A 12,502-nucleotide genomic window follows, 5' to 3' on the forward strand; every position below is an offset into this window, starting at 1 on the left:
GCTAGTGAAGGGAGCACTGGTGTGGGTCAATCAACAGAGCCGGAAATTTCGGCCGCAATAAAAATTATCTCAACAGGCATTGCCTTGCCTGCTGAAAGACTGACATCCAGCGATCTGGATTCGTGGTTAGGAAAACCGCCTGGCTACGTTGAAAAACGGTCCGGTATACTTACCCGCTACCACGCTTCTCACACCGCCAGCCAGGCCGGGCTGGCCGCACAGGCGCTACATAACGCGCTACATGCCGGAACGATATCACCTGCTTCCATAGACCTGTTAATTTGTGCATCGGCTATTGCCATACAAGCGCTTCCCTGCAGTGCGGTTCATATTATCAAGGCGGCGGGTATGCCCGCGGGTTTGGCGGGGTTTGATATTAACAGCAGCTGTGTCAGCTTTATTTCCGCTTTAGAAGTTGCCGCAGGTTTATTGAATACAGGCGCATATCGTCGCATCGCCATTGTTTCAGCTGATTTAGCATCGCGCGGCATTGACTGGAGTCACGAAGAGTCTTCGTTGATTTTCGGTGATGGTGCGGCGTGTGCGATCGTGGAGCGTGGTGACGGCAACAGTGGGATTATCACCAGCCTGATCGAGATGTACCCGGATGGCAGCGAACTCTGTGAAATCCGTGCGGGAGGAACGCGTCGCAACCCAAGAGCAGGCATGAGCGACAGTGATTTTATGTTCCATATGCAGGGTAAGGCGCTGTTCCGGTATGCCTCTTCGCTGATTGATGACTACTTCGCGCGGCTGCTGGGAAAATGTGGTCTGCAACTGTCGGATATCGGTACCGTCATTCCGCATCAGGCCAGCCATCTTTCTCTTGAACACATGCGTAAGCGGCTGGGCGTCCCTGAATCCATCTTAATTGATGTTTACCGTCACTACGGTAACCAGGTGGCCGCCTCCATCCCTACGGCGCTGCATGAAGCGGTAACCCATGGTCGTTTCACGCCGGGAAAACCCGCGATGCTTATTGGTACTGCAGCAGGCCTGACGCTGGCTGGCATGGTACTTATGCCATGAAGATCCTGGTGACAGGGGCAACCAGCGGGCTGGGGCGTAACGCTGTCCACTATTTGCTGGAACGTGGCTTTAGCGTAGTGGCGACGGGCCGTAATCCGGTCGAAGGTGCACATTTAAAGCATGTGGGCGCGACGTTTATCCCACTCGACTTGTCCCTGGCGTCTCTGGACCAATGCGCCAGGCTCATGGAGGGGTGCGATGCCGTGTGGCACTGCGCAGCGAAATCTTCTCCCTGGGGAGGGAGGGACGCTTTCTGGCAGGCTAACGTCATTGCAACACAAAAACTGGCGATGGCTGCGGGCACCGCGGGCATTCCGCGTTTTGTCCACATTTCTACCCCTGCGGTCTACTTCGATTTTCAGCATCACTACGATCTTCCGGAAACCTACCTGGCGAACACATTTTCCAGCCACTACGCCAGCAGCAAACGGGCAGCCGAACGCATCATTGAAGATGCGGTGGCAAGCTTCAGCGCGACTACGTTCATCATTTTGCGCCCGCGTGGGCTTTTCGGTCCCCATGATAAGGTGATCGTTCCTCGCCTGCTGCGTCAGCTCCATCAGGACGGAGGGATACTGCGTCTGCCCAGGGGAGGAGAAGCGCTTCTGGATTTGACCTTCGTACAAAACGTGGTCTTTGCTATGGAACGTGCAACCTTGGGCCAGCCTCTTTATTCCGGCAGCATCTATAACGTGACCAATCACCAGCCGCAGCGGCTGGTTGATATGCTTGACGCGTTGCTGCGTCAGCAGCTGGGGTTACGCTATCAGATCCGGTCAATTCCCTGGCCGGTGGTGTCACTGGCCGCGCGTGGCATGGAATTAGTCGGAAAGTGCATCAATAAGGAACCTCCCGTCACCCGTTACAGTGCGGGAACGGTTTGTTTCGATATGACGCTGAGCGCTAAAAAAGCCGTAGAGGAGTTGGGCTATACCCCTCGCTTTTCAATGGCAGAAGGCATCGCGCTAACGGGAGAATGGCTGAGGACGAATGGCAAAGATTACCGCGTTTGAAACAGGATATTGCACCCATATCGGCTGCATGGCTCTAAAAGGCGCTGGTCTCAGGGTGTGCAAATTTCCCTCTCGAGCCTGGCTCCTGGAGGTCGGTTCACACCGATGGCTATGGGATACCGGCTATTCCTCCTGGTTTGAACACTACACGCGCTCGGGCATTTTTCGCATTTACCGGCAAGTCACGCCGGTTTATTTCGACCCCAAACAGTCCCTGGCTCAACAGCTTTACGCACAAGGCCTGGTCGGGGGCGATATCGATGCGATTATCTTGTCGCACTTCCATGCCGATCACGTCGCAGGGCTACGTGATTTCCCCGATGTTAGCTGTATTTGTTCTGGTGAGGGCTGGCAGCAGGTGAGAGCGCTGAGAGGATTTGCCGCCCTGCGTCAGGCATTTGTGCCAGGACTTTTCCCCTCCGAGTTTGAGTCGTCATTGCGCTTCATTGAAGGTTTCGAAACCCTGAGGCTGCCCGAGGCGCTTGCTCCGTTTGAGCGGGGCTATGTTTTGCCGGACAGTCAGGGCGAAATTATTTTGATCCCGCTTGCAGGCCATGCAGCCGGACACTTCGGCGCATTCGTCCTGACAGAGGACGGCTGGACACTTTTGGCCGCAGATGCGGCATGGTCTCCTGACAATTACCGGGAGATGCGCGGTCCTTCACGGCTTGCCAGTCTGGTGATGTCCGATCCCTCTGCTTATTACCAGACGCTCCGGCAACTCAATCAACTCTGGAAAAACGGTAAAGTGGATATTCGTCTGTGTCATGAGGGCGATTTGTGAACCTCATTATGTTGATGTGGCGCTATTTCTGCACCCGCAGACGGCGTTTTACCGAACGTGAAAAACTGGAGAGATGGCAGGAAAAAAAACTGCATCGCTTCAGGCGGAACGTGTTATCGAAAAGCCCATGGTTTCAACGATTTCTCGCGGTGCCGTTCGGACAGTGGCCGCTGATGGACAAGGCGCTGATGATGACGCATTTCGATGAGATGAACACTGAAGGTCTTAAGCGTGACGCGCTGATGGCCTGCGCGCTGAAAAGTGAACAGAGCCGGGACTTCAGTCCGAAAATAGGCCGATTTAGCGTGGGCCTGTCATCAGGTACTTCCGGCAGACGCGGGTTATTTGTTGTCAGTCCGAAGGAGCAGCAAATTTGGGCTGCAGGTATGCTTGCCAGGGCCTTACCGGACGGTCTTTTTGCCCGGGAACGGGTTGCACTGTTTCTGAGGGCAAATAATAACCTTTACCAGAGTGTGAGCAGCAGCTGGTTGAGCCTGGAATTTTACGATTTACTGGCGCCGTTTCAGCCGCAATTGCGCCATGTAGAACAGTTTTCCCCGACGATCATTGTTGCCCCCGCACAGGTATTACGTGCGCTGGCGCTGGCGGTTCTGGACGGAACGCTGCAGCTGAATGTCAAAAAGGTGATTTCTGTCGCCGAAGTTCTGGAGGAACAGGACAGGGCACTTATCCACCAGGTATTTGGTAGCGTGGGTGAAATCTATCAGGCAACAGAGGGTTTTTTAGCTTCAACCTGTTCTTTTGGGACGTTACATCTGAACGAGGAGTTTATTCACGTCGAGCCCCACTGGCTGGATGAGAAGCGCTTTACGCCTGTTATCACCGATTTCACCCGCAGCACGCAGCCCATCGTCCGTTACCGCCTTGATGACATACTGGTTGCCCGCGAGGCGCGGTGCCCGTGTGGAAGTGCGGCGCGCGCGATTGAGCGTATTGAGGGTCGACAGGACGATCAACTCCTTCTCCCGGATAGCACGGGCAAACCGCAGGTTATTTTTGCCGACCCCTGCAGCCGCGTGCTGGCCGTCACGCTCCCACTTACCGCAGACTATCGCCTGGTACAAACAGAAGCAGAGAGACTGTGTCTTACCGCGGATTGTGACGCAGCAATACTTCCTCACTGCCGCGACGCGCTGAATGAGCTGTTTACGTTACAGGGAATAGACACTTCCCGGCTGGTATGGGTGCTGCAGTCCCGAAGCGTATCACCGAACTTTGACGCAAAACGACGGCGCATAGTCCGTGAATGGGGAAAGGAATGAGTGAGTTTCTGCAACGCCTCAAGCAGATGCTATTGGGGTGGGGGTCGGTCGGGGTCGTTTATTCGCTTTGCGACAGGTTACATGGTGAAGGTTATCGTTTAACCCCACTACGGGTTGACGCGTTAATTCCCTTTTCGCCTGATGCAGTGTGGCTCTACTTGTCCTTTTTCTTAATTGTCCCGTTGGGATATTTATTAACGCCGTATGACCGAGTGCGGTGGCTTGCCCGGTCCATGCAATTTTCGGCGCTGGGGGCGGGCATCATATATCTGTTATGGCCGACCACCATGGTGTATCCCACGCTGGCAGGAGAGGGTGTTTCTTCCAGAGTATTGGGATGGCTGGTCTCTGTCGATTCCCGTCAAAATTGCTTTCCCTCTTTGCACGCTGCGCTGACGGCACTCGCCGTCTGGGCGATAGCGGCAGGGCGTTTACGCTGGATGACGGTTGCAAGCGTCATCTGGGCGTGTGCTATTGCCTACTCTATCCTTCAGCTGAGAAGACATCTGTTTATTGATTTAATGGCGGGTGTTTTGCTGGCAGGGGCCAGTGTATGGCTGGCAGGGCATCTGGACGTGCGCAGACAAAAATATAAAGGAATACCCGGTGAGTGAACTCCTGTTTCCCGTTCTTTTTATGCTGTTTTTCGTGTGTGCTGAGGCCTGTATTCTTCAGTTCACACGGCGGCAGAATATTGACTGGCTCGATATCATTTTCAATCTCAATTCCGGGCACATTATGCTGTGGTTTTTCCGGTGCCTGGAGGTGCTTTGCTACGGATTTGTGCTGGAACACTTTAGCCTGAATCTTTTTGAGGGATGGTCTGCCGTCGGGGTATGGCTCTTTACATTGTTAGCATGGGACGTTGGTTTCTACTGGCTGCATCGTCTCCATCACCAGCTTCGGCTACTGTGGGCTGTTCACGTTGTTCACCATCAGGGGGAGAACTATAACCTGTCGTTGGGGGTGCGAAATTCCTGGTACTCGTCATTAACGTCAATCCCTTTCTTTTTGGTGTTAGCGCTGGCTGGCGTACCGCTGAGTGTCTTTCTGGCGGTTTCCATCGTGCATTACAGCATTCAGTTTTTTAACCATAACGCATTAACGCCAACGCTGGGATGGCTAGAAAAGGTATTTGTTACCCCGACACATCATCGCGTTCATCACCTTAATAATAAGCGCTATGCCGATACCAACTACGGTGGCACCTTTATTTTCTGGGATAAATTATTCGGTACGTTCTGCGAGATGCCCTCGCAGGAGAAGTTGACCTATGGGGTAAAAGGCAGGAAGCCATCGTTAAACCCGATGCAGGAAAGTAATCTTCCTTTTTTGCAAATGGCAGGTATTTTGAAAACGGTTCGCCTCCGACATCGCCAGTTTGACTGTTCGATATTAATGACAGGTGTCGGGGCTATTCTGTTGTTTGCGCTCGTTCTGGGCTACATCCAGCGCTACGGATACAGTATAGATAACGTGGGCGCTGCGCAGTCCCTGTTGTTTATATTGCTGGCAGCTGGCTCTGTCGCATTGGGTGGGATCAGCGAGGGTCAGCGCTGGGGAGTGATGATGTGGTGTCTGGTCACGCTCTCTTTACCGCTGCTTTTCTTGGGTTATTGGGGCTGGAATCACGTCTATTGGGTTGCAGTTATGGCGGCACTGGCCGCACACGGTATTGCACTCACCTATGGTCTTGGGCGCAGATCAAAAAGGGGGATAAGTGAACCAGTTTAATCCTGACAAGCGGTTGACCTTTCCCGCCGATCCCCCCAGGCTGGTTGCAGCACTTCACAGCGAAACACGCGCGTTGTTAACAGAACGGGGCGATCATCGCTATGCAGATGGCCGAATGCTGGTTAAAACAGTGATGCTGGCTGGTGGCTGTATTGGAAGTTATGCGTTAGCGCTTCATCAGAGTGACCTGCCCCTGTATTTTTCATGGTATTTTGCCGCCATCGTTTTCGCGATGTTGCTGACTGTGAACGTCGTGCATGATGCGTCTCATAATGCCTTTCTGAAAAGTAAAAAAGCTAACGCGTGGGTAAACCGTATTGTCGCTATCCCTCTCGGCCTGGATCCCGATTGCTGGCGCGTTCGCCATGTCAGATTTCATCATGGATTCACCAACATAGAATGTTACGATCCGGACACCGCAGAAAATGGTCTTATGCGCCAGACGCCCTGGCAGCGCTGGCGCCCCTTTATGCGGGCGCAGCGCTACTACTGGCCGTTGGTCGCCGCATTAACCTTCCCCTGGTATATCTGGATTGTTGACTGGCTCGACAGAGGGGGATATACCCCGGTGACGCCTCATCTGGCGCAGCAGGGTATTATCGGCTGGACGTTTTTTTTGACGGGTAAAGCCTTGCACGCAGCATTCAGCCTCGTGTTACCCATGTGGTTGTTGGCCGACAGATTTAGCGCCGGTTCAATTTTGTTGACCTATATGCTCTGTCAGATGATCTCTTCTCTGATATTCGTCATGCTCGTCATCGGGACGCACTGGGCAAAGGGCAGCGCTCAGCTCCCCCCTGACGAGGGCAAAATGGCTCAAGGCAGGCTTTCCCATACCTTTGCAACGACCTTTGACTGGTCGACACGGCCCGCGTTCATGGGTTATTGGCTGGGCGGCCTCAATCTTCATCTGACTCACCATCTTTTCCCGCACTGGAGTCATCGCCATTATCCTCAGTTGAGCCGAATCATCGAGAATGTCGCCGCGCGAGAAGGGCTGGATTATCGACGACTCACCCTCGCCGATTTAATGTCTCTCCAGCAGCGTTTTCTCAGGCGCATGGGTGAACGCCCTGAGCGACACGGAGAATGGCCGTGAAGATTATGGTCACCGGAGCATCGGGTTTCATTGGCGGGGCTTTTATCCGGCGTTTTGCCGATACTGACGGCGTTTCGCTGTGCGGCGTCGGGCGCCGTGAACATGTCGCGTTGCCCGCATCAGTTGAGTATTTCGCACTTGGGTTAGACCAGCTTCATACGCTTGATGTCGTACCCGATGTGGTTATTCACGCGGCAGGAAGGACTTCGCCCTGGGGTAGTGAGCACGATTATTACCGGGATAACGTTGAGACGACCCGGCATGTTATCGATTTTTGCCGTCATCGTGGCTTTCCACGACTCATATTTATTTCAAGCGCGGCGGTTTATTACCGTTTTGCACACCAGCCAGGACTGCGTGAATGTGATGCTATCGGCCCCGAATTTAGCAGCCAATATGGGCGCACAAAACGTCAGGCAGAGTGCCTTGTTGAGACGTATCAGGGTGAGAAAACCATTTTTCGCCCCTGTGCCGTATTTGGTGAGGGCGATCGCTTGCTCTTACCGCCTCTGTTGGCCGCGGCTAAAAAAGGAAAGCTGCCCTCTATCCTTAGCCGCGGTGTAAAAGTGCAGGCCGACATTATGCACGTCGATGTGCTAGGGGATTACCTGATGCGTGCCGTGAAACGCAGTCATCTCCGCCCGTGCTATAACATCTCCGCCAGTCAATCTGTCGAAATCCATCGGCTGTTATGTGACGTCTTGCAGCAGTTGGGTTTGCCTCAACCGCATAAAACCGTGCGCCTGGGAACTGCGATGTGTTTTGCTGGCATACTTGAGAGGCTGTGGCACTGGCTGCCGTTGCCGGGAGAACCGCCGATTACCCGTTTTGGCGTTGCCGTCTTTGGCTACACTAACACCCTGAATGTTACGCGTATGCTGGATGACTTTGGTCCACCATCAATGGATTTTGACGTCAGCCTGCGTACGTTTTTACAACAACTCAAGGAAGAGCGCCTGTGTTAATTATCGCAATAGCATGGCTGGCCATTCTGCTTTTCAAAGTCTGTATCACGCAGAAAATGCTTACAGCCACAAGGGATAACAACTCTTGCTCTTTCAGCGACATTACGGTCATGCAACCCATACTCAGCGGTGATCCTGCGTTAGAGACGGTGCTGGCCGCGAGCCTTCAAAATTTGCCTGGCGCAACGTTTCTTTGGCTGACTGACGTGGACGACGCGGAGGCCGCAAGGGTAACGCAGCGGTTGCAGACGCGTTACCCTCAGAGCGCTATTCATATCTGCGCATACCCTGAAGCGCCGGAAGGGATAAATCCAAAGTTATATAAGCTTGAGCAAGGAAGAAAGCAGGTTAAGACCCTGACGGTCCTGATTTTAGATGACGATGCGGTACTGACGGCGACATCGCTGAACACGATGCTTGCCGCGCTTGATGATCATTCGCTTGTCACCGCGCTGCCCTGGTATGTGGCTACCGACAACTTACCGTCGCGACTGCTGGCACAATTTGTTAATGATAACTCAGCGCTGACGTATCTGCCGTTGCTGCCTTTTGTCAGACCGTTAACGCTAAATGGCATGTGCTACCTGTTACCTTTATGTGTACTGGAAAACGTGGGGGGATTTTCGCCCATCCTTCGACATCTGACCGATGATCTTGCGCTGGCAACGCTTCTTACTCAGCAAGGGGTAAGCATCGTACAGTCTGTCGCGCCAGTGAGCGTACAAACCAGCGTACCTGATGTCAGACGGTATTTTCGTCAGATGCACCGCTGGTTTTTGTTCGCCACATTGTTGATGCGTGAGAAGCCTGCTGGTACGAATCTGGCAATCTTTCTTCTTCAGGGTTTACATCCGTTACTGCTTTGGGCGATGGTGGGGCTCGCATTCAGTGGGGGGATAAATTGCGTGTTACTGGCGGTGGTCCTTCTCGTTCGCCACGTTGCCTTGCGCCGTATACAGCGTTTAGTGTCAGAGACTATTTCCGCAAGGCCGGTGATGTCGGTGTTATCAGAGCTGTTGCAGCCTGTGCATTTAATTCATGCCTTGTTCAACCGGAATATTCACTGGCGTTCGCGTCGCTATCGCGTTTTCAGTAATGACCGCTTCAGCTCATTGTGACCGGCATGCGGCTTAACATCGCTTTTATCACGGGAAGAAGCCGTCCCGGCAACCTTGCGCTCAGCCCGGTGCAGAGTTTGTTCCTCCAGTCTTTGCTGACGGAGGGGGCCATGCCTGTCACTGAAAATTTCCCCTGGATACCTCAAAACCAGCCATGGTGTGATACGGGTTTATTGCGTGCAAGTTGCAGCAATGCGCGGGACTACCTCACTTCTCGCAGGGCAGCGTTTGGCGAGCGCTATCGAAACATTGCGATCGCGTTGCTGGAATCGGCGGATCACACGCTGTTACTTTCCGGAAGCTGTGGACTGGAACTCTTTAATAATCTTCACCTGCCGTCCTCAGTCCTGTCTCGCGTGAGTATTTTTGCTTACGGCCCCGTGGCTCGTCAGCGTCCTGACTGCCATCATTTTTTGGTTCAGGGGCAGCAAGACTGGATTTCTCGCCTTTGGTTTCACCAGGCGGACGAGCGCATACCCTGCGGTCATATGGACTATCTCTCGCAAACTGAGCTGGTCTGTTTATGTCAGCGATTTATAAATCAAATACGGAAATAGAGTCTGATATGCAACGCTTGTTTGATCTGATTCCTGACAACGTCACGCGAATTGATTTGTTGGCCACGCCATTTTCCGGACATTTGCATCCCGTGCTGGCAATGGGGAGGGCGCTTTCAGCGCATTATCAGGTCCGGATTATCAGTACTCGCGGTGCCAGCGCGCGGATTGCGGCGTCCGGACTGCAAGGACTCATTCTTGACGGCGATTTCGATACACCGTTAGTGTCGATTGCCAATCCAAAATATGCCGTAAAGACGCATCCTGTGAGGCTTTATCGTCAGTTTCGCTCAGTCGTGGGCCTGCTTAAGGGTTTTGCTGATGAACTGGAGAGGGCGTGGCGCCGGGAAGGCGTGCCGGATTTGGCCATCGCCGACTTTACACTTCCCGTCGTGGGGCCTGTCTGTACCCGGATGAATGTTCTCTGGTGGAGTAGCTTGCCGTCGCCCTGCGTTCTTGAAGCGCCGGACGGCCCACCCGCTTATTGTGCTGGGCTGATGCCGGCCATCACCGCGTGGGAACGGATAAGCCACCTGATCCACAGGAAAAAAGTCAGGTTGTTCAAGAGTCTTGTTTTTTGGTTTTTTCGCGGTGTGATTCGTCAGACGGGCATAACCCGGCTTTATCGGTCTGACGGCAGTGAAACGGCATATTCACCCTTGCGCATTCTTGCTCTGGGCGAAAAAGAGATGGAATTTGAGCGGACCTGGCCTGAATCGGTAGCCTTTATTGGACCTGCGCTGTACACACCGCCTGCAGATGGAGAGAAACCGACCTTCATTGAAGGAAAGCGGCATGTCCTGATTACGCTGGGTACACATCTGGACTGGCATAAAGATGACGTAGCGAAAGCGGCAACAGCTCTGGCGAAAACGATGCCAGACTGGGTGTTCCATTTCACGGATGGCAGCCTGGAAAGTGCGGAATGTGAACGGGCAGGGAATTTCTTACGTATGCATTGGGTTGATTATGATGCCTGGTTATCTCGTTACGATGTCGTGATACACCACGGCGGGGCCGGGATTATGTGGCACTGTATTCAAAAAGGGATCCCGGCCCTGGTGTACCCGGTTGACTACGATCAGTTCGATCATGCCGCCCGGGTCGAGTTTTTCAGAAAAGGTATCTGGCTGCGCGGCGGACTCAGGCAACTTGAACAGGCTCGTGAACAACTCCTCACGTTAATCCGCAAGGATTAGCCTGTTCGCCCCCGTCGCTAATTTGCTGATTTGATCCCAACCCCGCACTCGCGGGTTTTTTTCTCGCCCCAGCCCAGGTTATTACCTGCAGCCGCAAACAGTATCAATGCACCACCAGCCAGTTGCGTGATATTCAGCGAGTGTCCGAACACCACGTTATCGACAATTATGGCCACCACGGGATAGATAAAAGACAGAGAACCGGTAACGGGCGTCGGGAGCTTCTGGATCGCGCTATACAGCAACTGATACATGATCCCGGTGTGGACGATACCTAACGTCAGTAAAATCGGCCATGGGAAATCAGCTGATAATGCCGGCTGGTGGGCGAAGGGCAACAGCATGACCACGCCAGTCAGTACCTGAATAAAGGCGATATGCTGGGGCGCAACTGATTTAAGTCTGCGGGCGATTATGGCTGTCAGTGCGTAGAAGAAAGCGGCCCCCATCGCCAGACCGATTCCTGCGAGCCAGCCTTCGCCCTGTGCGCCATTCAGCTCACTGGAGAGCAGGATGACCACGCCGCCAAAGGCGAGAACGAGCCAACCCCATTTCACCAGGCTCACGCGTTCACCTAAAAACATCCCCATCAACACCAGCATAAACGGCTGAGTGTTATAGACCACGGTAGAAAGGCCGATTGAAATACGTTCATAAGCCGCGAACAGCAGCAACCAGTTCACCACTAACGCAACACCGCCCAGAATAGCCAGCAACAGCGTGACACGGGTGAGCGGACTAAATGGTTTTCGACTTATTCGGATGAAAATAAAAAGGGCCATCGCCCCGATCAGGCATCGCCAGAAAACCACTTCCGTCACCGGCAGGCCGGAAAGCAGAACAAACGCGCCAATCGAGCCGGAAATTAACATCGCCAGGCTCATCTGCCAGACGCCTTTTTGTACATCACCCATTGTTCACCTCCTGATTAATGACGATATTGTCGAATACCGCTGTCGGGAATAACATGGCTGATATAAGGTGAAATACAGTGATGGCTTTTTTAAATTAGGTAAAAACGATGGAAAACCTTCTCGATGACATCGATCGCCAAATCCTGGCCTGTCTGGTTGAGGATGCGCGCATGTCGCTAAAGGTACTCAGCGGACGTATTGGACTGACATCTCCCAGTACAGCAGAGCGTCTGAAAAGACTGGAAGAGCGTGGGGTGATTGAAGGGTATGGTGCGCGCGTCAATCTGACGGCGTTGGGGTATACGTTGCAGGCGCTGGTGCGGGTTCGTCCTTTACTGGGGTTGCTGCAAAAGGTAGATAAGTACATTCAGGCCATGCCGGAATGTATTGAGAGCGATAAAGTCACCGGTGAAGACTGCTTTGTTATCAGGCTGGTCGTGCGGTCGATTGAGCAACTGGATGCGTTGCTTGATGGTCTGGCGGAACATGCTCAGTGTAATACGTCGATCGTAAAAAGTTCACCGGTGAAGCGCCGGTTGCCACCAATGTGATCGTCTGTTGCTATGCATGACACATCGTTTGAAATACATCACTGGATTAGCTTTGAGATGATGGTGGTGGGGGAAGGATTCGAACCTTCGAAGTCGATGACGGCAGATTTACAGTCTGCTCCCTTTGGCCGCTCGGGAACCCCACCAGGGGTAATTCAAATTTTGAGGTAATGCTGAGAGATGGTGGTGGGGGAAGGATTCGAACCTTCGAAGTCGATGACGGCAGATTTACAGTCTGCTCCCTTTGGCCGCTCGG

At 53.2% G+C, this 12,502-nt stretch carries 13 protein-coding genes and 1 tRNA gene; 12 read left to right on the plus strand and 2 right to left on the minus strand.

The window, feature by feature from the left end:
- Positions 1 to 21: 21 nt before the first annotated feature.
- The 11 genes from ACMVME_RS09895 (at position 22) to ACMVME_RS09945 (ending at position 10,781) form a co-directional block, all read left to right on the plus strand.
- Positions 22 to 1,029, plus strand: a complete 1,008-nt coding sequence (locus ACMVME_RS09895; RefSeq protein ID WP_050594872.1) for a 3-oxoacyl-[acyl-carrier-protein] synthase III C-terminal domain-containing protein — start codon at positions 22 to 24, stop codon at positions 1,027 to 1,029.
- Positions 1,026 to 2,042, plus strand: coding sequence for an NAD-dependent epimerase/dehydratase family protein (locus tag ACMVME_RS09900; protein ID WP_032680837.1), 1,017 nt, complete (start codon positions 1,026 to 1,028; stop codon positions 2,040 to 2,042). The genes ACMVME_RS09895 and ACMVME_RS09900 overlap by 4 nt, the downstream gene beginning before the upstream one ends.
- Positions 2,020 to 2,826 (plus strand): MBL fold metallo-hydrolase, encoded by an 807-nt coding sequence (locus ACMVME_RS09905; RefSeq protein ID WP_032680838.1) that lies wholly within the window; start codon positions 2,020 to 2,022, stop codon positions 2,824 to 2,826. The genes ACMVME_RS09900 and ACMVME_RS09905 overlap by 23 nt, the downstream gene beginning before the upstream one ends.
- A gap of 8 nt (positions 2,827 to 2,834) precedes the next feature.
- Positions 2,835 to 4,109: a F390 synthetase-related protein gene (locus tag ACMVME_RS09910; protein WP_032681988.1), complete on the plus strand. Its 1,275-nt coding sequence runs from the start codon at positions 2,835 to 2,837 to the stop codon at positions 4,107 to 4,109.
- Positions 4,106 to 4,723 (plus strand): phosphatase PAP2 family protein, encoded by a 618-nt coding sequence (locus tag ACMVME_RS09915; RefSeq protein WP_414743422.1) that lies wholly within the window; start codon positions 4,106 to 4,108, stop codon positions 4,721 to 4,723. Before ACMVME_RS09910 ends, ACMVME_RS09915 begins: the two co-directional genes overlap by 4 nt.
- Positions 4,716 to 5,843, plus strand: coding sequence for a sterol desaturase family protein (locus ACMVME_RS09920; RefSeq protein WP_041162690.1), 1,128 nt, complete (start codon positions 4,716 to 4,718; stop codon positions 5,841 to 5,843). Before ACMVME_RS09915 ends, ACMVME_RS09920 begins: the two co-directional genes overlap by 8 nt.
- On the plus strand, positions 5,830 to 6,942 hold the full coding sequence (locus tag ACMVME_RS09925) for a fatty acid desaturase family protein (protein WP_068794704.1): 1,113 nt from the start codon (positions 5,830 to 5,832) through the stop codon (positions 6,940 to 6,942). The genes ACMVME_RS09920 and ACMVME_RS09925 overlap by 14 nt, the downstream gene beginning before the upstream one ends.
- The gene (locus ACMVME_RS09930; RefSeq protein WP_068794703.1) at positions 6,933 to 7,907 is read left to right on the plus strand and encodes an NAD-dependent epimerase/dehydratase family protein; all 975 of its coding nucleotides are present in this window, start codon (positions 6,933 to 6,935) and stop codon (positions 7,905 to 7,907) included. Before ACMVME_RS09925 ends, ACMVME_RS09930 begins: the two co-directional genes overlap by 10 nt.
- The gene (locus ACMVME_RS09935) at positions 7,901 to 9,025 is read left to right on the plus strand and encodes a glycosyltransferase (RefSeq protein WP_068794702.1); all 1,125 of its coding nucleotides are present in this window, start codon (positions 7,901 to 7,903) and stop codon (positions 9,023 to 9,025) included. Before ACMVME_RS09930 ends, ACMVME_RS09935 begins: the two co-directional genes overlap by 7 nt.
- A 110-nt stretch (positions 9,026 to 9,135) precedes the next feature.
- On the plus strand, positions 9,136 to 9,582 hold the full coding sequence (locus ACMVME_RS09940) for a hypothetical protein (protein WP_251858740.1): 447 nt from the start codon (positions 9,136 to 9,138) through the stop codon (positions 9,580 to 9,582).
- A gap of 8 nt (positions 9,583 to 9,590) precedes the next feature.
- Positions 9,591 to 10,781 carry a glycosyltransferase gene (locus ACMVME_RS09945; RefSeq protein ID WP_068794887.1) on the plus strand — a complete coding sequence of 397 codons (1,191 nt, stop codon included), beginning with the start codon at positions 9,591 to 9,593 and terminating at the stop codon, positions 10,779 to 10,781.
- 17 nt (positions 10,782 to 10,798) lie between these two features.
- On the opposite strand, the gene ACMVME_RS09950 is transcribed toward ACMVME_RS09945, so the two are convergent.
- Complete coding sequence (locus ACMVME_RS09950; RefSeq protein WP_068794701.1) at positions 10,799 to 11,695, minus strand: DMT family transporter; 897 nt, start codon at positions 11,693 to 11,695, stop codon at positions 10,799 to 10,801.
- 107 nt (positions 11,696 to 11,802) lie between these two features.
- Between ACMVME_RS09950 and ACMVME_RS09955 the strand changes: the two genes are divergently transcribed.
- Entirely contained in the window at positions 11,803 to 12,246 is a 444-nt protein-coding gene (locus ACMVME_RS09955) for an Lrp/AsnC family transcriptional regulator (protein ID WP_068794700.1), read from the plus strand.
- 61 nt (positions 12,247 to 12,307) lie between these two features.
- Here ACMVME_RS09955 and ACMVME_RS09960 read toward each other — a convergent pair.
- Positions 12,308 to 12,392 (minus strand) — tRNA-Tyr (locus ACMVME_RS09960).
- Positions 12,393 to 12,502: the final 110 nt, after the last annotated feature.

The organism is Enterobacter cloacae complex sp. 2024EL-00711, assembly GCF_047529885.1.
GTDB classification, from domain to species: Bacteria; Pseudomonadota; Gammaproteobacteria; order Enterobacterales; family Enterobacteriaceae; genus Enterobacter; species Enterobacter ludwigii.

Coding starts and splice junctions, on each gene's coding strand:
- ACMVME_RS09915 (WP_414743422.1), top strand. CDS start 4,106: ATGAGTGAGTTTCTGCAACGCCTCAAGCAGATGCTATTGGGGTGGGGG.
- ACMVME_RS09900 (WP_032680837.1), top strand. CDS start 1,026: ATGAAGATCCTGGTGACAGGGGCAACCAGCGGGCTGGGGCGTAACGCT.
- ACMVME_RS09955 (WP_068794700.1), top strand. CDS start 11,803: ATGGAAAACCTTCTCGATGACATCGATCGCCAAATCCTGGCCTGTCTG.
- ACMVME_RS09910 (WP_032681988.1), top strand. CDS start 2,835: ATGTTGATGTGGCGCTATTTCTGCACCCGCAGACGGCGTTTTACCGAA.
- ACMVME_RS09940 (WP_251858740.1), top strand. CDS start 9,136: ATGCCTGTCACTGAAAATTTCCCCTGGATACCTCAAAACCAGCCATGG.
- ACMVME_RS09945 (WP_068794887.1), top strand. CDS start 9,591: ATGCAACGCTTGTTTGATCTGATTCCTGACAACGTCACGCGAATTGAT.
- ACMVME_RS09905 (WP_032680838.1), top strand. CDS start 2,020: ATGGCAAAGATTACCGCGTTTGAAACAGGATATTGCACCCATATCGGC.
- ACMVME_RS09930 (WP_068794703.1), top strand. CDS start 6,933: ATGGCCGTGAAGATTATGGTCACCGGAGCATCGGGTTTCATTGGCGGG.
- ACMVME_RS09950 (WP_068794701.1), bottom strand. CDS start 11,695: ATGGGTGATGTACAAAAAGGCGTCTGGCAGATGAGCCTGGCGATGTTA.